The 19,085-nt window shown below is 68.3% G+C and carries 13 protein-coding genes; 11 read left to right on the top strand and 2 right to left on the bottom strand.

What is annotated here, in order from left to right:
* Nucleotides 1-126 precede the first annotated feature (126 nt).
* The 3 genes from BM214_RS00585 to BM214_RS00575 all read left to right on the top strand — a co-directional run bounded on the left by BM214_RS00585 (nt 127) and on the right by BM214_RS00575 (nt 5,365).
* Nucleotides 127-777, top strand: coding sequence for an OmpA family protein (locus tag BM214_RS00585; protein WP_177217540.1), 651 nt, complete (start codon nt 127-129; stop codon nt 775-777).
* A 165-nt stretch (nt 778-942) separates the two neighbouring features.
* Nucleotides 943-3,432 (top strand): heavy metal translocating P-type ATPase, encoded by a 2,490-nt coding sequence (locus BM214_RS00580; protein ID WP_090483258.1) that lies wholly within the window; start codon nt 943-945, stop codon nt 3,430-3,432.
* Nucleotides 3,433-3,643: 211 nt separating this feature from the next.
* The gene (locus tag BM214_RS00575; RefSeq protein ID WP_090483257.1) at nt 3,644-5,365 is read left to right on the top strand and encodes a potassium/proton antiporter; all 1,722 of its coding nucleotides are present in this window, start codon (nt 3,644-3,646) and stop codon (nt 5,363-5,365) included.
* A 15-nt stretch (nt 5,366-5,380) separates the two neighbouring features.
* On the opposite strand, the gene rep is transcribed toward BM214_RS00575, so the two are convergent.
* Nucleotides 5,381-7,381, bottom strand: a complete 2,001-nt coding sequence (rep, locus tag BM214_RS00570) for a DNA helicase Rep (RefSeq protein ID WP_090483256.1) — start codon at nt 7,379-7,381, stop codon at nt 5,381-5,383.
* A 117-nt stretch (nt 7,382-7,498) separates the two neighbouring features.
* Between rep and ampD the strand changes: the two genes are divergently transcribed.
* The 4 genes from ampD to BM214_RS00550 all read left to right on the top strand — a co-directional run bounded on the left by ampD (nt 7,499) and on the right by BM214_RS00550 (nt 10,639).
* Nucleotides 7,499-8,062: a 1,6-anhydro-N-acetylmuramyl-L-alanine amidase AmpD gene (gene ampD, locus BM214_RS00565; RefSeq protein WP_090483255.1), complete on the top strand. Its 564-nt coding sequence runs from the start codon at nt 7,499-7,501 to the stop codon at nt 8,060-8,062.
* Nucleotides 8,063-8,219: 157 nt separating this feature from the next.
* Nucleotides 8,220-9,107 (top strand): regulatory signaling modulator protein AmpE, encoded by an 888-nt coding sequence (ampE, locus tag BM214_RS00560; protein WP_090483254.1) that lies wholly within the window; start codon nt 8,220-8,222, stop codon nt 9,105-9,107.
* Nucleotides 9,108-9,198: 91 nt separating this feature from the next.
* Nucleotides 9,199-9,798, top strand: a complete 600-nt coding sequence (locus BM214_RS00555) for a histidine phosphatase family protein (protein WP_090483415.1) — start codon at nt 9,199-9,201, stop codon at nt 9,796-9,798.
* Nucleotides 9,799-9,868: 70 nt separating this feature from the next.
* The gene (locus BM214_RS00550; RefSeq protein ID WP_090483253.1) at nt 9,869-10,639 is read left to right on the top strand and encodes an inositol monophosphatase family protein; all 771 of its coding nucleotides are present in this window, start codon (nt 9,869-9,871) and stop codon (nt 10,637-10,639) included.
* 85 nt (nt 10,640-10,724) lie between these two features.
* On the opposite strand, the gene BM214_RS00545 is transcribed toward BM214_RS00550, so the two are convergent.
* The gene (locus tag BM214_RS00545) at nt 10,725-11,444 is read right to left on the bottom strand and encodes an arginyltransferase (RefSeq protein WP_244887786.1); all 720 of its coding nucleotides are present in this window, start codon (nt 11,442-11,444) and stop codon (nt 10,725-10,727) included.
* A gap of 194 nt (nt 11,445-11,638) precedes the next feature.
* Here BM214_RS00545 and metH point away from each other — a divergent pair, with 194 nt between their 5' ends.
* The 4 genes from metH (at nt 11,639) to BM214_RS00525 (ending at nt 19,066) form a co-directional block, all read left to right on the top strand.
* Complete coding sequence (gene metH, locus BM214_RS00540) at nt 11,639-15,397, top strand: methionine synthase (protein WP_090483252.1); 3,759 nt, start codon at nt 11,639-11,641, stop codon at nt 15,395-15,397.
* Between the two features lie 340 nt (nt 15,398-15,737).
* A complete protein-coding gene (locus BM214_RS00535; protein WP_090483251.1) occupies nt 15,738-17,279 on the top strand; it encodes a bifunctional GNAT family N-acetyltransferase/carbon-nitrogen hydrolase family protein in 1,542 nt (513 codons plus the stop codon).
* A 150-nt stretch (nt 17,280-17,429) separates the two neighbouring features.
* The gene (locus BM214_RS00530) at nt 17,430-18,197 is read left to right on the top strand and encodes a class I SAM-dependent methyltransferase (protein WP_090483250.1); all 768 of its coding nucleotides are present in this window, start codon (nt 17,430-17,432) and stop codon (nt 18,195-18,197) included.
* Nucleotides 18,198-18,313: 116 nt separating this feature from the next.
* Nucleotides 18,314-19,066 carry an MBL fold metallo-hydrolase gene (locus BM214_RS00525; protein WP_090483249.1) on the top strand — a complete coding sequence of 251 codons (753 nt, stop codon included), beginning with the start codon at nt 18,314-18,316 and terminating at the stop codon, nt 19,064-19,066.
* Nucleotides 19,067-19,085 lie beyond the last annotated feature (19 nt).

Here is a 19,085-nt window from a genome sequence, read left to right as displayed (position 1 = left end):
CAGGGGGCATGCCCTGGCTGCGGGATCGCTGAGGGAACGCAGTCCGAGGCGCCATGGACCCAGCGGCGCACGGGCGGAATCGGGCTGTTCACACCAACCCGCTCGAATCGTGAAGGAGAAAAGAAGATGCAAAAGAAGCTGCACAAGCCGATGATCCTCCCGGGCGCCGGTGCGCTGGCCCTGGCCCTGTTCGCCGCCGCGCCCGTACAGGCCGCCACGGGCTACACCGCCGATCCCTGGGGGACCGTGGTGCGGGACGGCTCCGGCGACTGCGTGAAGACCCCGCGCTGGCAACCCTCCCTGGCCATCGAGGGTTGCCCCGGTTATCAGGCCCCGGAGCCGGAGGAGCCGATGGCCCAGGCCGAACCCGCCCCTGCCCCCGAACCGGAACCCAAGGTGGTGACGGAAACCGTCACGCTCAAGGGCGAGGTTCTTTTCCCCACGGGCAAGAGCGATCTCTCCCCCCAGGCCGAGCAGGAGCTGGATCGCGTGGCGGATGCCATCCTGGCCGCCGGTGATCGTCTGGAGCGCGTGGTGGTGGCCGGCCACACCGACAGCACCGGACCCCGCGAACTGAACGAGCGCCTCTCCCGGGATCGCGCCGAATCGGTGAAGGCGTATCTGGTGGAGCAGGGCGTGCCTGCGGACGACATCGTCACCGTGGGCTATGGCCCGGACCGTCCGGTGGCCTACAACAAGACCGCCGAGGGCCGTCTGGCCAACCGCCGTGTGGAGATCCGCATCGAGAAGCTGGAGCGTCGCATCCAGCAGCGTTGATGGCGTGATCCAACGGGCCTGCCGGGGGATCCCCACGGCAGGCCTGATCTCCTCCAGCGGCCCCCCGGCCTCCCTGGCCGCTTCCCCTCCCATAGGGTCCGTGCATTGAAATCTGTCAATGGAATCCTTAGGCTTGAATCCTAGTCTTTTGCTGGGTCTTGAGCCATGACCACGTCCCATACCTCCGCCGCGGGCAAGGACCGCGGCATCACCCTCTCCATCGACGGCATGGGATGCGCCTCCTGCGTGGGCCGCGTGGATGAGGCCCTGAGGAACCTGCCGGGGGTGGTGGACGTGCAGGTGAACCTGGCCACGGAGCAGGCCACGGTACGAGGCAAGGAGGCCGTGCCCCCGCTGGACGCGCTGCGCCGGGCCGTGGAGGGGGCCGGTTACGGGCTGCGGCAGCGGACCGTCGTCCTGGATGTGACGGGCATGAGCTGTGCCTCCTGCGTCTCCCGGGTGCAGCAGGCCCTGGAGGCGGTGCCCGGGGTGGAGAGCGCCGCGGTGAACCTGGCCACGGGCCAGGCCCGGGTGGTGCTGCTGGATGAGCGCCTCACCGAGGCCGACCTGGCCCGGGCGGTGCAGGCCGCCGGTTACGAGGCGGTGCCCCACCGGGACGATACCGAGAGCGGGGACCGGGAACGATCCCGACGGGCGCGGGAACTGCGCCGGTTGCGCCGGGCCCTGATCCTCGCCGCGGCCCTGACCCTGCCGGTGGTGGTCCTGGACATGGGGGCCCCCCTGGTGCCCGGCCTGCAGGCATGGCTGGAGCAGGGGATCGGCACCCGGGGCCTGCATGTGCTCTTCTTTGTGCTCGCCTCGGTGGTGCAGTTCGGGCCGGGCCTGCGCTTCTACCGCAAGGGCTGGCCGGCCCTGGTGCGCGGCGCGCCGGACATGAACTCCCTGGTGATGCTGGGCACCAGCGCCGCCTATGGCTATTCCGTGGTGGCCACCTTCCTCCCCGGTGTGCTCCCCCAGGGGACGGTGCACGTCTACTACGAAGCGGCCATGGTGATCGTCACCCTGATCCTGGTGGGGCGCTACCTGGAGGCCCGCGCCCGGGGGGCCACCTCCGAGGCCATCCGCCGCCTCATGCAGTTGCGTCCGCGCACGGCGCGGGTGTGGCGCGACGGGGGCTGGGTGGAGCTGGACCTGGAGCGGGTGCAGCCGGGGGACCGCATCCAGGTGCGCCCCGGGGAGCGCATCCCGGTGGACGCCCGGGTGCTGGAGGGGGAATCCCATGTGGATGAGTCCATGATCACCGGCGAGCCGCTGCCCGTGTCCAAATCCGCCGGGGACGAGGTGGTGGGCGGCACGGTGAACGCCCAGGGTGGTCTGACCCTGGAGGCGGCCCGGGTGGGTGGCGATACGGTGCTGGCCCAGATCATCCGCATGGTGGAGGCGGCCCAGGCCTCGCGCCTGCCCATCCAGGCGGTGGTGGACCGGGTGACGCGCTATTTCGTGCCCGCGGTCATGGCCGTGGCCGGGGTGACCTTTGTGGTCTGGCTGCTGTTCGGTCCAGAGCCGGCCCTGACCCTGGCCCTGGTGAACGCCGTGGCGGTGCTCATCATCGCCTGCCCCTGCGCCATGGGGCTGGCCACCCCCACCTCCATCATGGTGGGCACCGGCAAGGGGGCGCAGATGGGGGTTCTCTTTCGCGGCGGGGATGCCCTCCAGGCCCTGCGGGACGTGGACGTGGTGGCCCTGGACAAGACCGGCACCCTCACCCGGGGGCGCCCCGAGCTCACGGCGGTGACGCCCCTGGGGGATCAGACCGAGGATCGGGTGCTGGCCCTGGCCGGGGCCCTGGAGGCCCGCTCCGAACATCCCCTGGCCCGGGCCGTGGAACGGGGCTGCCGGGAGCGGGGCGTCACCCCGCCCGAGGCGGAGGGCTTCGAGGCGGTGGCGGGGCAGGGGGTGAAGGGGCGGGCCCAGGGACAGGACCTGCTGCTGGGTTCGCCCCGTTTTCTCTCCGCGGCCGGGGTCGACACGCAGGCGGCCGGGGAGACCCTGCAGGCCGTATCCGACCGGGGCGGCACCCCCCTGCTGCTGGCGGTGGACGGCCGCCTGGAGGCGGTGCTGGCGGTGACCGACCCCCCCAAGGATTCGGCCCGGGAGGCGGTGCAGGGGCTGCACCGCTTGGGGCTGCGGGTGGTGATGGTCACCGGCGACAACCCGCGCACCGCCCGGGCCGTGGCCGACGAACTGGGCATCGATCAGGTGCGGGCCGGGGTGCTGCCGGAGGGCAAGGCCCAGGCCGTGGCCGACCTGGGGGCCGATGGCGCGAAGGTGGCCTTCGTGGGGGACGGCATCAACGATGCCCCGGCCCTGGCCGGGGCCCACGTGGGCATCGCCATCGGCTCGGGCACGGACGTGGCCATGGAATCGGCCTCGGTGGTGCTCATGTCCGAGGACCTGCGCAACGTGGTCCACGCCATCGCCCTGTCCCGGGCCACCCTGCGCAACATCCGGCAGAACCTGTTCTGGGCCTTCGCCTACAACGCCACCCTGCTGCCCCTGGCGGCGGGCGCGCTCTATCCGGCCTTCGGTATCCTGCTCTCCCCCATGTTCGCGGCGGCGGCCATGTCCCTGTCCTCGGTATCGGTGCTGGCCAACGCCCTGCGGCTGAAACGCTTCCGGCCCGCCGCCGACTGAGTCCCTGGGGGAGAAGATTTGCACCGGGTCTTGACAGGAGAATGAGAAACATTATTATCAAAACCGTGTGTCGCTCTTCTCCTCTTCTCGCACACTTGGGGGCCGGTTCCGGCCCCTTCTTTTTTGCTGTCACCGCCCCCTTGACCTGATCCCGGCCCCCGCCTGCTGGGAAACACTGTGTTGGACTCTATCCGCCTGATAGAGTGAATCCATGGAACTCACCAACCAGATCATTCTCCTTGGCAGCGCCGTGCTGCTGGCCAGCGTCCTGTCCAGTGTCATCACCCGGCGCCTGGGGGTGCCCCTGTTGCTGGTGTTCCTGGTCCTGGGGATGCTCCTGGGGGAGGAGGGGCCCGGTGGCATCCAGTTCCAGGATGTGCAGATGGCCCACCTGTTCGGCAGCCTGGCCCTGGCCATCATCCTCTTCGACGGGGGCATGCGCACCCCCTTCAGCAGCTTTCGCGTCGGGCTGCGTCCGGCTCTGGGACTGGCCACCCTGGGGGTGGTGATCACCGCCGGGGTCACCGGGGCCTTCGCCGCCTGGTGGCTGGGGCTGGACTGGCTCATGGGGTTCCTGCTGGGGGCCATCGTCGGCTCCACCGACGCGGCGGCGGTCTTCTCCCTGCTGCACGCCCGGGGCCTGGCCCTGAAGCAGCGGGTGGGGGCGACCCTGGAGATCGAGTCGGGCAGCAACGACCCCATGGCCATCTTCCTCACCCTGGTGCTGGTGGAGGTCCTGGTGGATGGCGGGGGCCACATGGGGTTCACCGTGCTGTGGGAGTTCCTGCGCCAGATCGGTCTGGGGGCGGTGCTGGGCCTGGCCGGCGGCACGGGCCTGCGCTGGCTCATCAACCGCCTGGACATGCCCCAGGGGTTGTACCCCCTGGCGGCCATGGCCGGCGGTCTCACCGTCTTCGGCCTGACCGCGGTGCTGGGGGGCAGCGGCTTTTTGGCCATCTATCTGGCGGGGCTGCTGCTGGGCAACCGGCCGCTGCAGGCCAGCCAGTACATCAACCGCTTCCATGACGGCATCGCCCGTCTGGCCCAGATCGGCATGTTCCTCATGCTGGGGCTGCTGGTGACCCCCTCCGAACTGCTGCCGGTGGCGGTGGATGCCCTGCTCATCGCGGCGGTGCTCATCCTGGTGGCCCGCCCCCTGGCGGTGTGGCTGTGCCTGCTGCCCTTTAAATTCCCCTGGCGGGAGCAGGTGTTCGTGGGCTGGGTGGGCCTGCGCGGGGCGGTGCCCATCATCCTGGCCCTGTTCCCCCTGCTGGCGGGGATCCCCCAGGGGGAGATGCTGTTCAACATCGTCTTCTTCGTGGTGCTGATCTCGCTGCTGGTGCAGGGCTGGACCATCACCCCCCTGGCCCGCTGGCTGGGCCTGGAACTGCCCCCCGCCAGTCAGGTGGTGCAGCGGGTGGAGCTGGACATCCCCGGCCAGCAGGAACTGGAACTGGTGGGCTACCAGCTGGCGGAGAACTCCCCCGTGGTGCGTGAGCACTGGACCGGATTCACCCTGCCCCGCAGTGTGCGGGTGGTGGCCCATCTGCGGGACAAGGTGCTGCTGGACACCCTGGATATGCTGGACCTGCGGGCGGGGGATTACCTCTATCTGCTGGCGCCCCCCCAGGATCTTCCCGCCCTGGACCGCCTGTTCGTGGCCGTGGAGGCCCCGGAGCGCCTCTCCGACCGCAGCTTCTTCGGGGCCTTCGTGCTCAACGGCGGGGCCCGCATGGCGGATCTGTCCATGGCCTACGGCCTGGAGGTGCCGCCGGAGGCGCGGGATCTCACCCTGGACGATTTCATGCGCCGCGCCCTCAACACCCAGCCGGTGGTGGGGGACCGGCTGCAGCTCAACGGCGTCGAGCTGGTGGTGCGGGAGGTGAGCGGCGACCGCATCACCCGGGTGGGCCTGAAGTTCACCCGGGGGTGAGGGTCCCGCCCCGCCTCAGCCCAACAGGGACTTGAGGTTGTCCAGGTGGGCCTTGCCGGTGAGGCGTTGCTCCTCCGGGTCGGCGGGCTGGGCGTCGGGCCACTCCAGGTGCGCCTGGGGCAGTTCCTCCAAGAAGCGGCTGGGCTCGCATTCCTGGGTCTCCCCATAGCGCGTGCGGCGGCGGGCGTAGGTGAGGGTGAGGGAACGCTGGGCGCGGGTGATGCCCACGTAGGCCAGGCGGCGCTCCTCCTCCAGGGTGTCCTCCTCCAGGCTCACCCGGTGGGGCAGCAGTTCCTCCTCCATACCCACCAGGAAGACGTGGGGGAACTCCAGCCCCTTGGCCGCGTGCAGGGTCATCAGGTGCACCCCGTCGGCCTCGGCTTCACCGCCGGCCCGGTCCAGGATGTCCATGAGGGTCATGTGGGCCACGATCTCGCCGATGTCCTTGCCGCCGGCGGCCCCTTCCCTGGACAGGCGGGCCATCCAGTCCAGCACCTCGTTGACGTTCTCCATGCGCCGGGCGGCGGCCTTGGGGCTGGGGCTCTGTTCCAGCAGCCAGTCCTCGTAGCGGATCGCTTCCACCAACTCCCGGGCCACCGGCGCCGGATCTTCCTCGCCGGCGCGTCGGGCCATGGTCTCCATCCAGCGGGCGAAGCCCTGCACCCGTTCCACGGCGCGGGCGGAGAGCACCTCCGTGAGCCCCATCTCCAGGCTGGCGTGGAGCAGGCCGGTGCGGCGCGAGGCGGCGTAGGCCCCCAGCTTCTCCAGGGTGCCGGCGCCGATCTCCCGGCGCGGGACGTTGACCACGCGCAGGAAGGCGCTGTCGTCCTCCGGATTGGCCATGAGGCGCAGGTAGGCGAGGATGTCCTTCACCTCGGCCCGTTCAAAGAAGGACTGGCCGCCGCTGATGTGATAGGGGATGGCGTTCTCCCGCAGCAGCTTCTCGAACAGGCGGGCCTGGTGGTTGCCGCGGTAGAGGATGGCGTAGTCCCGGAAGTCGGTGCGCTGGCGGAAGCGGTGTTTCATGATCTCCGTGACCACCCGCGCCGCCTCGTGTTCGGCATCCTTGCAGGGCAGCACGCGGATGGGCTCCCCTTCCCCCAGGCCGCTCCACAGGCGCTTCTCGAAGACATGGGGGTTGTGGGCGATGAGGTGGTTGGCGGTCTGCAGGATGCGGTTGGTGGAGCGGTAGTTCTGCTCCAGCTTGATGATCTTCAAACGAGGGAAGTCCTGCTGCAGGGCCGTCAGGTTCTCCGGGCGCGCGCCGCGCCAGGCGTAGATGGACTGGTCATCGTCCCCCACGGCGGTGAGCCCCCCCTCCACGTCCACCAAAAGGCGTACCAGGCGGTATTGGCAGGCGTTGGTGTCCTGGTACTCGTCCACCAGCAGGTGGCGCAGCCGGTGCCGCCAGCGGTCGCGCACCTCCGGTTCCGATTCCATGAGTTGTACCGGCAAGACGATGAGATCGTCGAAGTCCACGGCGTTGTAGGCCTTCAGGGCCCGCTGGTAGGCGGCATAGAGCCGCGCCTGGGCGGCCTCGGTCTCGTCGCCGGCCGCGGCCAGGGCCTGTTCCGGGGTGGTGAGATCGTTCTTCCAGCGGCTGATGCGCTGCCGGGCGGCATCCGCCTCCACGCCCTGCTCGTCGCGATGGGTGAGCTGGCGCATGAGGGCCTGGCTGTCGGCGGCGTCAAAGAGGGTGAAGCCCGGGCGGTAGCCCAGGTGCTGCAACTCGCGGCGGATGAAGTTCAGCCCCAGGGTGTGGAAGGTGGACACCGTCAGCCCGCGGCTCTCCTCCCGCGCCAGCAGCTTCCCTGCCCGCGCCGTCATCTCCCGCGCGGCCTTGTTGGTGAAGGTGATGGCGGCGATGCGCCGGGCCGGGACGCCCTTCTCCCGGATGAGGTGGGCGATCTTGCGGGTGATGACGCGGGTCTTGCCGCTGCCGGCACCGGCCAGCACCAGCAGGGGGCCGTCCACGTATTCCACGGCGGCGCGTTGTTGCGGGTTCAGGGTGTCCATGCACGGGCGCGGAAGGGAGAAGGGAAGGGTATTCTATCGGTAGCCGCGGGCGCTGGCATCCATGGCCCGCGTATGCGACGGTTCGTTCCCGGTCCATGATCCCGTAGTCCGCGCAGCATGCACATCTCCCCCCAAGGCTGGCTCGACGCCGCCCGGCATTGCCCCTCCCCCAACCGCGACCCGCGCCCCCCGGGGTGCCTGCCGGAGCTGATCGTCATCCACGCCATGAGCCTGCCCCCCGGGGAGTTCGGCGGTCCCTGGATCGATCACCTGTTCACCAACCGGCTGGACCCCGGGGGGCATCCCTATTTCGTCGAGATCCAGGGGCTGCGGGTGTCCGCCCACCTGCTGGTGCGCCGCAACGGTGCCCTGGTGCAGTATGTCCCCTTCCACGAGCGGGCCTGGCACGCGGGGGTGTCCTGCTACGGCGGCCGCACCCGCTGCAACGACTTCTCCGTGGGCATCGAGCTGGAGGGGAGCGACGCGCACCCCTTCGAACCGGGGCAGTACACGGCCCTGGCGGCGGTGATCCGCGCCCTGCGCGCGGGCTATACGGGCCTGGCCGCGGCCCCCGTGGTGGGTCATGCCGACATCGCCCCGGGGCGCAAGACCGACCCCGGTCCCCGCTTCGACTGGGGGCGCCTGCACCACCTCCTGGATGGCGCTGCGGCGGGCGATTAGGGGGAATGGCACGGCCGCCGCCGCGGAAGTACAAGCCCGGGCTCCGGGTTCATTGTCCTGCCTCAACAGATGGGCATCTTGTCCCCCGGCAAACTTGAAAGGCGTCATGGGAGCAACGAAACTTTCGTGACCCCTTTTTCGATCCAGGAATCCGGCCATGTCCTTTGTCACCATCGTCGTTGCCTTGATCATCGAGCGCTTCACCCCCCGGGTGGAGCAGTTGCGCAATTTCTCCTGGCTTCCCCGCTACGCCCGGGCGGTGCGTGCCCGGGCCGAGGGCTTCGGGCTGGGGGGGACCGCCGCCCTGGCCGTCGCCGTCGCCCTGCCTGTGGTGGCGGTGGGCCTGGTCTTCGCCCTGGTGGGTGAGGTCTGGGGGGGTGTGCTGGGTCTCCTCTTGGGCCTGGGGGTGCTGCTCCTGTGCCTCGGGCCGCGGAACCTCGACCGGGAGGTGGACGCCTACCTGGAGGCCGGGGCCCTCAAGGACCCGGAGCGGGAGGCGCGGCACGCCGCCCATGTGCTGGGGGACCGGCCCGTGCCGGAGAACCCCGAGGAACGGGCCCGGGCGGTGCTGGAGTCCCTGCTCTCGGAGAGCAATACGCGGCTGTTCGCCGTGCTCTTCTGGTTCATGGTGCTCGGGCCCGTGGGGGCCGTGCTCTACCGCCTGGCCCAGCTGCTGCGGGCCCCCACCGCCACGGGGGAGGGGGAGGAGGATGCCTTCCTGCAGGCGGCCACCCGGCTGCAGGCCCTGCTGGACTGGATCCCCGCCCGCCTGGTGGCCCTGGGCTATGCCCTCACCGGCAGCTTCGACCGGGCCTATCCCGTACTGCGGGCCGGCCTGCGCGGCCCCCTGGCGGAGATGGCCGCGCAGAATCAGCGGCTGCTGCAGGAGGCGGGCGGCGAGGCCATCCTGCTTTCGGAGGCGGACCTGTCCGATCCCCTCCAGGCCCGTGCCACGGTGGAGCGGGCCTCGAACCTGGTGTTCCGTACCCTGGTGGCCTTTGTCGCCGTACTTGCCCTTCTGAGCATCGCCGGCGTGGCCGGTTGAGGCCGCGGGCCATGGCCCGGAACGAGACCGCAGGGGACGATCCTTCCGTGACCGGGGCCGTGGACCGATGACGGCCCCGGGGGAGACGCAGATCCTCATCGATCTGATCCGCCACGGCGAACCCGCCGGCGGATTGCGTTATCGCGGCAGCGGCGTGGACGATCCCCTCACCCCCGAGGGGCGCCGCCAGATGTGGGAGGCCGTGGGCGGCCGGGCGCATCCCGGGGGTCCCTGGGACCGCATCGTCAGCTCCCCTTTGCAGCGTTGCCGTGCCTTCGCCGAGGAACTGGCCGGTTGTCTCAACCTGCCCCTGGAACTGGAACCGGCCCTGCGGGAGGTGGGCTTCGGCGCCTGGGAAGGGCGCAGCCATGAGGACGTGCGCCGCAACAGCCCGGATGAGTACCGGGCCTTCTTCCAGGATCCCCTCCATGCCCGGCCCCGGGGCGCCGAGCCCCTGGAGGATTTCCGCGGCCGGGTCTCCCAGGCCCTGGAGCGCCTGGAGACCCGCCATTGCGGCGAACACCTGCTGGTGGTCACCCACGGGGGCGTGATCCGTGCCGCCGTGTGCGTCGCCCTGGACATGCCCTTGCAGACCATGTACCGCATCCGGGTCCCCTATGCGGGCCTCACCCGCCTGCGCCGGGACGAGCGCGGCCTACAGGTGGATTTTGTCAACCGCATCCGAGTGTGATGCTGGGGCCCCGGGATGAGGGGCAGGGCCGGGCGTGCTACCCTTTTCGGCCGTTTCCAATTGCCAGGGGATGCCCATGAGCCCGTACCTCAAGACCGCCATCGACGCCGCCCTCCAGGCCCAGGAGGTGATCCGGCGGTACTACCGCCAGGGCTTCGAGGTGGAGATCAAGTCCGACCAGACGCCGGTGACAATCGCCGATCTGGAATCGGAGAAGGCCATCAAGTCCACCCTGTTCGGCGCCTTTCCGGACCATGGCAGCTACGGTGAGGAGACCGGCCGCGAGCGCATGGAGGCCGAACACCTCTGGCTCATCGATCCCATCGACGGCACCAAGAGCTTCGTCCGCCGTTATCCCTTCTTCTCCACCCAGATCGCCCTGCGCAGCCGGGGGGAGCTGGTGCTGGGGGTGTCCAACGCCCCCGAGTTCGGCGAGATGGCCTATGCCGAGGTCGGGCAGGGCGCCTTCCTGGGGGACCAACCTGCGCGCGTGAGCGGGGTGACTACCCTGGAGGAGGCCACCCTGTCCGTGGGTAACATCAAGACCCTGGCGGGTGGCCCCGGCTGGCAGGGGCTGGGGGAGATCGTCCAGCGGGTGAACCGCACCCGGGGCTACGGCGATTTCTACCATTACCACCTCCTGGCCTCCGGTCGCATCGACCTGGTGGTGGAATCGGATGTGAACATCCTGGACATCGCCGCCCTGTCGGTGGTGGTGCGCGAGGCGGGGGGGGTGTTCACCGACCTGCAGGGCAACCCCCTGACCCTGGAGACCACCAGTGTCCTGGCGGCCGCCACCCCCCAACTGCATGCCGCCGCCCTGGAGCGCCTGAACCCCTGATCCCGGTGCCCGCGGGTAGGGGCCCGGCGGGGAAGGCCCCGTGAGAGGCTGTGGAGGGCTTGAAGGGGCCTCCCGGGGCCGGGGTTTACCCCGGTCCCACCCGCTGCCACAGCCCGTCCACCAGACCCTGGGCGGGCTGGAAGCGCACCTTGTAGGCCATCTTCGGGGTGAGGGGGTTCCAGTAGCCCAGGTACACCCAGGGCAGCCCCAGCCGCCGGGCCTCCTGCAGCTGCCAGAGGATGGCGTGAGTCCCCGGGCCGCGCCGTTCCAGTTCCGGATCGAAGAAGGTATAGACGGCGGAGAGCCCCTGGGGCAGGCGGTCGGTCACCGCCACACCCACCAGCCGCCCCTGCAGCCGGAATTCCACCAGCCAGGTCTCGCACCAGCGGCTGGAGATGAAGCCCCAGTACCCTTCCGGCGTGGGCCGGTCCATGCCCCCGCCCCGGTGGCGTTGGTTGACGTAACGGGTGTAGAGGGCGAAGTGCTCCCCATCGAAGGCCGCCTCCCGCACCACCGTCTGCAGGTCGGCATTGCGCCTCCAGGCCCGCCGCTGGCTGCGGTCCGGGCAAAAGGCGGCCGCGGGCACCCGGATGGGCACACAGGCATCGCATCCACGGCACTGGTGCCGGTAGACATGGTGGCCGCTGCGGCGGAAGCCGGCATCCAGGAGCCTGCCGTAGCGTTCCACGTCCATGGGGCCATGGGGATCGGCGAACACCGTGGTCATCTCCCGGCCCTCCAGATAGGGGCAGTGGTCGGGAGGTGTGGCGTAGAAGATCAGCGGGATGTTGCGGGGCGCGTGCACATGCAGAGCCTCGATGAATCTGCAGATTGTAGATAGGGGATGCCCGCCCGGGGGTGATCCAGATCAGCGTTGCGGCGATTGGTTGAATCCAGGCGTTTATGCTGTGAATCCAGGCTTGAATTCGGGTTCGAAAACGCCGATTTGCCAATCATGTTATGCTGTGTGGCTGTCTGTTAAGCAACCGGATGATGTATATGAATCCCGATCGACTTCGTAAGCTTGAGCAGGAGATCAGCCGCCGCATCATGATCCTTGATGGTGCCATGGGGACCACCATCCAGACCTATGGTCTGCAGGAGGCAGATTATCGAGGCGAACGCTTTGCCGATTGGCACTGCGACGTCAAGGGGAACAACGATCTCCTCGTGCTCACCCAGCCCAAGATCGTTCGGGAGATTCACGAAAAGTTTCTGGAGGCCGGTGCCGACATCATCGAGGCCAACACCTTCAACGCCACCCGCGTGGCCATGGCTGACTACGATATGGAGGACCTGGTCCCGGAGATCAACCGCGAGGCCGCCCGCATCGCCCGCGAGGTCGCCAACGCCTGGACGGAGAAGACCCCCGACCGCCCCCGTTTCGTGGCCGGGATCCTCGGCCCCACCAACCGCACCGCCAGCATCTCCCCGGACGTGAACGACCCGGGCAAGCGCAACATCCACTTCGATGATCTGGTGGCCGCCTACAAGGAGGCGGCGGAGAATCTCATCGACGGCGGCACGGACCTGCTGCTCATCGAGACGATCTTCGACACCCTCAACGCCAAGGCGGCCGTCTTCGCCGTGGAGACCGTGTTCCATGAGCGCGGGGAGCGCTGGCCGGTGATGATCTCCGGCACCATCACCGATGCCTCCGGCCGTACCCTCACGGGGCAGACCACCGAGGCCTTCTGGAACTCCCTGCGCCATGCCCAGCCCTTCTCCGTGGGCCTGAACTGCGCCCTGGGGGCGAAGGATCTGCGCCCCTACGTGGAGGAGTTGTCCCGCATCGCCGACACCCACGTCTCGGCCCACCCCAACGCCGGCCTGCCCAACGAGTTCGGCGGCTATGACGAGACCCCGGAGCAGATGGCCGAGGAGATCGTCAAGTGGGCCGCCGCCGGCCACCTGAACATCATCGGCGGCTGCTGCGGCACCTTGCCGGAGCATATCCGCGCCATCCGTGAGGCGGTGGAGAAACACGCCCCCCGCAAGATCCCCGAGATCGAGCCCGCCTGCCGCCTGTCGGGCCTGGAGCCGTTCAACATCACCGCCGACACCCTGTTCGTCAACGTGGGTGAGCGCACCAATGTCACCGGCAGTGCCCGCTTCAAGCGCCTGATCAAGGACGGGGACTACGAGACCGCCCTGGAGGTGGCCGCCGAGCAGGTGCAGAACGGGGCCCAGATCATCGACGTGAACATGGACGAGGGCATGCTGGACGCCCTGGAGGCCATGCAGCGTTTCTTGAACCTGGCCGCCGCCGAGCCGGATATCTCCCGCGTGCCGGTGATGATCGACTCCTCCAAGTGGGAGGTGATCGAGGCCGGTCTCAAGTGCATCCAGGGCAAGGGGATCGTCAACTCCATCTCCCTGAAGGAAGGGGAGGAGAAGTTCATCCATCAGGCCCGGATGCTGCGTCACTACGGCGCCGCCGTGGTGGTCATGGCTTTCGACGAGCAGGGTCAGGCGGATACCCAGGCGCGCAAGGTGGAGATCTGCCAGCGGGCCTACAAGATCCTCACCGAGCAGGTGGGTTTCCCGGCCGAGGACATCATCTTCGACCCCAACGTCTTTGCCATCGCCACGGGCATCGAGGAGCACAACAACTACGGCGTGGACTTCATCGAGGCCACCCGCGAGATCAAGCAGACCCTGCCCCATGCCCTGGTGTCCGGCGGGGTCTCCAACGTCTCCTTCTCCTTCCGCGGCAACAACCCGGTGCGCGAGGCCATCCATGCCGTGTTCCTGTATCACGCCATCAAGGCGGGCATGGACATGGGCATCGTCAACGCCGGCCAGCTGGCGGTGTACGACGAGATCCCCGAGAAGCTGCGCGAGGCGGTGGAGGACGTGGTCCTCAACCGCCGCGACGACGCCACCGAGCGCCTGCTGGACATGGCCGAGGAATTCCGCGGCAGCGGCGTCGAGGCCAAGAAGGAGGACCTCTCCTGGCGCGAACTGCCGGTGGCCGAGCGCCTCCGGCACGCCCTGGTGAAGGGCATCGACACCTATGTGGTGGAGGACGTGGAGGAGGCCCGGCAGACCTTCGAACGGCCCATCCAGGTGATCGAGGGGCCGCTGATGGACGGCATGAACGTGGTGGGCGACCTGTTCGGCGCCGGCAAGATGTTCCTGCCCCAGGTGGTCAAGTCCGCCCGCGTCATGAAGAAGGGCGTGGCCCACCTCATCCCCTACATCGAGGCGGAGAAGACCGACGACTCCCAGAACAACGGCCGCATCCTCATGGCCACGGTGAAGGGGGACGTGCACGACATCGGCAAGAACATCGTCGGGGTGGTGCTCCAGTGCAACAACTTCGAGGTCATCGACATTGGCGTCATGGTGCCGGGGCAGCAGATCCTGGAGGCCGCCAAGGAGCACAAGGTGGACGTCATCGGCCTCTCCGGGCTCATCACCCCTTCCCTGGAGGAGATGTCCAACTTCGCCGCCGAGCTGCAGCGCCAGGGCATGAAGACCCCGCTGATGGTGGGCGGCGCCACCACCTCCCGTGCCCACACCGCGGTGAAGATCGCCACCCAGTACGAGGGCCCCACCGTCTGGGTGAAGGACGCCTCCCGCGCCGTGGGGGTGGCCCAGAGCCTGGTGAGCCCGGAGCTGCGCGGTCCCTACGCCGAGAAGATCGCCAAGGAATACGCCGAGGTGCGTGAGCAGCACGGCGCCCGCCAGCAGAAGCAGGACTGGCTCAAGCTGGAAGAGGCCCGGGCCAACAAGCCGGCCATCGACTGGTCCGATTACACCCCGCCCCGGCCCGCGGTGCTGGATGGCGGTGCCATGGACGTGGGCGGTCCGGCCCCCGAGATCCTGCGCCCCCATGGGGGGGACAGCGCCCTGCTGCGCTTCGAGGACTACCCCCTGGAGCGGCTGGTGGACTACATCGACTGGACGCCGTTCTTCCGCGCCTGGGACCTGCACGCCGCCTATCCGCGCATCCTGGACGACGAGGTCGTGGGCGAGGAGGCGCGCAAGCTCTTCGCCGACGCCCAGCCCATGCTGCGCCGGATCATCGACGAGGGCTGGCTCAAGGCCCGGGCCGTGGTGGGATTCTTCCCGGCCAACAGCGTGGACGAGGACGACATCCAGCTGTTCAAGGATGCCGGCGGTCAGGAGCCCCTGATGCGTCTGCACCACGTGCGCCAGCAGACGCGCAAGCCGCGCCAGGCCCCCAACATGTGCCTGTCGGACTTCGTCGCACCCGGGGAGACCGGTCTGCGGGACTACCTGGGGGCGTTTGCCGTCACCACCGGCATCGGCATCGACGAGCACGTGCGGCGCTTCGAGGAGGCCAACGACGACTATTCCGCCATCATGCTCAAGGCCCTGGCGGACCGTCTGGCCGAGGCCTTCGCCGAACACATGCACGAGCGGGTGCGCCGGGAGTTCTGGGGCTACGCCCCGGACGAGGGCCTCACCAACGAGGAGCTCATCAAGGAGAAATATCGGGGCATCCGCCCCGCCCCCGGCTACCCGGCCTGTCCGGAGCACACGGAGAAGGGCCTGCTGTGGGACCTGATCGATCCGGTGGCCCATGCCGGCATGTCCCTCACCGACAGCTATGCCATGAACCCGGCCTCCTCGGTGTCCGGCTTCTACTTCGCCCATCCCGAGTCCCGTTACTTCGGCGTGGGCAAGCTCAACCGGGACCAGGTGGAAGACTACGCTAAACGCAAGGGCATGGATCTGGATGATGCCCAGCGCTGGCTGGCACCGAACCTGGGGTATGACCCGGACTGACGGGGGGTAGGGTGCTCCGGCGCCCTCACCCCCAGCCCCTCTCCCCGAGGGGAGAGGGGCGCATGAAGTTGAAGCGGGCCCTGGGGTGGGGTGACCCGCGCCGGGTGTCGACCGCAAGGATGCGGTCGTCAAGCCTCCAGGGATGGATTCACGGCGTCCCGAGGCGGGTCACCCCCACCCCAGGGCCGTCCCGTAAGCCACCCGCCCTTCCTGCTGGTCATCGAGCAAGTCTTTTGCCCATTCCAGGGCCGTGTGATCGCGCTGTTCAAACCCTATCGGCGTTATTTTCCGCTATCCTAGCCGGTCACCCAAACCCCATCCTGTGCCGGAGCAACACCCCATGTCGGATGCCCCCGAATCGGAACACGACGGTCACCACCTCACCCTGCGCAACACCCGGCTGGAGGACTACGAGGACATCCGGGAGATCATGGAGTCGGTATACAAGACCCTGGACGGGGCCTGGACCCGGGAGCAGTTCGAGGCCCAGATCCGGCGTTTCCCCGAGGGCCAGATCTGCATCGAGGACAACGGCAAGGTGGTGGCCGCCGCCATCAGCCTGATCGTGGACTACCGCCGCTGGGGCGACCGTCACCGCTACTGGGAGATCACCGGCAAGGGCTATCTCACCACCCACGACCCCGAGGGGGACACCCTCTACGGGGTGGATGTCTTCGTACACCCGGATTACCGCGGCCTGCGCCTGGGGCGGCGACTCTACGATGCCCGCAAGGAGCTCTGCGAGAAGCTCAACCTGCGGGCCATCGTCGCCGGCGGGCGCATCCCCGGGTACCACAAGTACCGGGACGAGATGAGCCCGCAGCAGTACGTGGAGCTGGTCAAGTCCAAGGAGATCATCGATCCGGTGCTCACCTTCCAGCTCTCCAACGACTTCCACGTGCGCCGCATCATCAACGACTACCTGCCGGACGACCGGGAGTCCCAGGCCTACGCCACCCTGCTGGAATGGATCAACATCTATTACGATGAGAAGGAGAAGCTCATCGGCGGCACCAAGCAGGTGGTGCGTGTGGGTGCCGTGCAGTGGCAGATGCGGCCCCTGGATTCCCTGGACGACCTGCTGCAGCAGATGGAGTACTTCGTGGACGCCGTCTCCGGCTACCAGTCGGACGTGATCCTCTTCCCCGAATTCTTCAACGGGCCCCTCATGGCCCAGTTCAATCAGGAGAACACCGCCGAGGCGGTGCGCCACCTGGCGGAATACACCGAGCCCCTGCGCCAGGAGATGGTGCGCCTGGCCCTGGCCTACAACATCAACATCATCGCCGGCAGCATGCCCGAGTACGAGGACCAGGAGCTGCGCAACGTCTCCTACCTCTGCCGCCGGGACGGCAGCTGGGACAAGCAGTACAAATTGCACATCACCCCCGATGAACGCGCCTACTGGGGCCTGCGGGGCGGGGACCAGGTGCGCATCTTCGACACCGACTTCGGCAAGATCGGCATCCTCATCTGCTACGACGTGGAATTCCCCGAACTGCCCCGCATCCTGGCGGACCAGGGTCTGCAGGTGCTGTTCGTGCCCTTCTGGACCGACACCAAGAACGCCTATCTGCGGGTGCGCCGCTGCGCCCAGGCCCGGGCCATCGAGAACGAATGCTACGTGGTCATCTCCGGCAGCGTCGGCAACCTGCCGCGGGTGGAGAACATGGACATGCAGTACTCCCAGGCGGCGGTATTCACCCCCTCGGACTTCGCCTTCCCCCACGACGCCGTGGCGGCCGAGGCCACCCCCAACACCGAGATGACCCTCATCGCCGACCTGGACCTGGACAACCTCAAGGAACTGCGCACCCACGGCAGCGTGCGCAACCTGGTGGACCGCCGCCTGGACCTGTATCAGGTGCGCTGGAAGCGCTGATCCCGAGCCACGTGATCCCGGCCAGGAAGGGGATCCATGGCGACCGTGCCCCCTGCGGGCGTAGAGTGGGGCGGCCGGGATGGCCGGGCTCGGGCATGTCGGTCTCCTCGAGCGCATCGAAGGCAAAGACTCAATCAGGGTAGAGAAGCGATGGATGAATTCCCATTGCTCGTGGATCTGCACAAGGGCGCCCAACGCCAGGGTCCGGGTGGGGAGAACGAGACCCGAAGGGCCATCGAATGGTCCGGCCTGGATCCCCAGGCCCCGCTGAGGATCGCGGACATCGGCTGTGGCACGGGGGCCTCCACCCTGGTACTGGCCTCGGTGCTGCCCCATGCCCGCATCACCGCCGTGGATTTCCTCCAGGGTTTCCTGGACGTGCTGATGGAGCGGGCCCGCACCGCCGGGGTGGCCGGGAGGATCACCCCCCTGTGCGCCAGCATGGAGGATCTGCCGTTCGGGGCGGGGGAACTGGATGGGATCTGGTCCGAAGGGGCCATCTACCACATCGGTTTCGCCCGGGGCGTGGCACACTGGCGCCGTTACCTGAAACCCGGCGGACTGCTGATGGCCTCCGAGATCACCTGGCTGACCCCCACCCGTCCCGGGGAGATCCAGGCCTACTGGGAAGGGGAGTACCCCGAGATCGATCTGCCTTCCGCAAAGATGAGGGTGTTGGAGGAGAATGGGTACTCCCCCATCGCCTACTTCGTGCTGCCCGAGCACTGCTGGCTGGAGCACTACTACCGCCCCTTGCAGACCGGATTCGCGGCCTTTCTCCAGCGCAATGGCCACAGCACCCAGGCGCGGGCGGTGGTGGAGGCGGAACGGCGGGAGATCGAGCTGTACGAGCGGTTCAAGGCCTACTATAGCTACGGCGTATACCTGGCCCGCAAGGCATGCGACGATGCTCCATGACCACCGCTGTACGGAGCCGGTACGCAGACGGCGGACATCAGTGACCGGGACGGGGCACCCCTGGGACAGGGCCCCATACTGCGGGGAAAGCCCCGGCCCCACGCGAAGAGGGTGCCATGCATTTCCGACAGCTCTATGAACCAGAATCCTCCACCTTCACCTACCTGCTGGCCTGCCCCGATACCGGGGTCACGGCCCTGATCGATCCCGTGCTGGAGACCGTGGAACGGGATCTGGAAGTGCTCCAGTCCATGGGGCTGACCCTGGATTTTGCGGTGGAAACCCATATCCACGCCGATCACATCACGGGCGCACTGCGGCTCAAACAGGCCACCGGATGCCGCATCGTCGGCCCGGCCATGGATGCGCTCCCCTGCCGGGACATGGGGGTGCGCGAGGGCGAGCCCTTCGCACTGGGCCGCATCGTCCTGAACCCGCTGTTCACCCCGGGGCACACCGATACCCACCACGCCTACCTGCTGGATCACCACGGCCTCAAGCTACTGTTCTCGGGCGATGCCCTGCTGATCGAAAGCTGCGGGCGTACCGACTTCCAGTCCGGCGATGCCCACAGGCTGTACCACAGCATCCACGATCAGTTCTTCCGCCTGCCCGACGAGACCCTGGTCTATCCCGCCCACGATTACGAAGACCGGCGCATCACCACCATCGGCCAGGAAAAGCTGCGCAATCCCCGCCTGGGGAAAGGCCGTACCGAGGCCGAGTTCGTGCAGATCATGCACGACATGGACCTGCCCTATCCCCGCAAGATCGATTTCTCGGTGCCCGGCAACGAACAATGCGGTGCGAGTCCGGACCCCCTGCCGGATGGCATGGGCGGCCAGCGCGAGTCGAGCCGGCAGGGGTAGGGGGTACCGGCCCCGGCAG

The organism is Ectothiorhodospira mobilis (genome assembly GCF_900114895.1).
Lineage (GTDB): Bacteria > Pseudomonadota > Gammaproteobacteria > Ectothiorhodospirales > Ectothiorhodospiraceae > Ectothiorhodospira > Ectothiorhodospira mobilis_A.
Note: the sequence above shows the minus strand (reverse complement) of the source record. Positions and strands in the feature narration are given on the sequence as shown.

What these genes read in the sequence shown, in the direction of transcription:
- BM214_RS00585 (WP_177217540.1), top strand. Translation starts at nt 127, where the DNA reads ATGCAAAAGAAGCTGCACAAGCCGATGATCCTCCCGGGCGCCGGTGCG.
- BM214_RS00580 (WP_090483258.1), top strand. Translation starts at nt 943, where the DNA reads ATGACCACGTCCCATACCTCCGCCGCGGGCAAGGACCGCGGCATCACC.
- BM214_RS00575 (WP_090483257.1), top strand. Translation starts at nt 3,644, where the DNA reads ATGGAACTCACCAACCAGATCATTCTCCTTGGCAGCGCCGTGCTGCTG.
- rep (WP_090483256.1), bottom strand. Translation starts at nt 7,381, where the DNA reads ATGGACACCCTGAACCCGCAACAACGCGCCGCCGTGGAATACGTGGAC.
- ampD (WP_090483255.1), top strand. Translation starts at nt 7,499, where the DNA reads ATGCACATCTCCCCCCAAGGCTGGCTCGACGCCGCCCGGCATTGCCCC.
- ampE (WP_090483254.1), top strand. Translation starts at nt 8,220, where the DNA reads ATGTCCTTTGTCACCATCGTCGTTGCCTTGATCATCGAGCGCTTCACC.
- BM214_RS00550 (WP_090483253.1), top strand. Translation starts at nt 9,869, where the DNA reads ATGCCCATGAGCCCGTACCTCAAGACCGCCATCGACGCCGCCCTCCAG.
- metH (WP_090483252.1), top strand. Translation starts at nt 11,639, where the DNA reads ATGAATCCCGATCGACTTCGTAAGCTTGAGCAGGAGATCAGCCGCCGC.
- BM214_RS00535 (WP_090483251.1), top strand. Translation starts at nt 15,738, where the DNA reads ATGTCGGATGCCCCCGAATCGGAACACGACGGTCACCACCTCACCCTG.
- BM214_RS00530 (WP_090483250.1), top strand. Translation starts at nt 17,430, where the DNA reads ATGGATGAATTCCCATTGCTCGTGGATCTGCACAAGGGCGCCCAACGC.
- BM214_RS00525 (WP_090483249.1), top strand. Translation starts at nt 18,314, where the DNA reads ATGCATTTCCGACAGCTCTATGAACCAGAATCCTCCACCTTCACCTAC.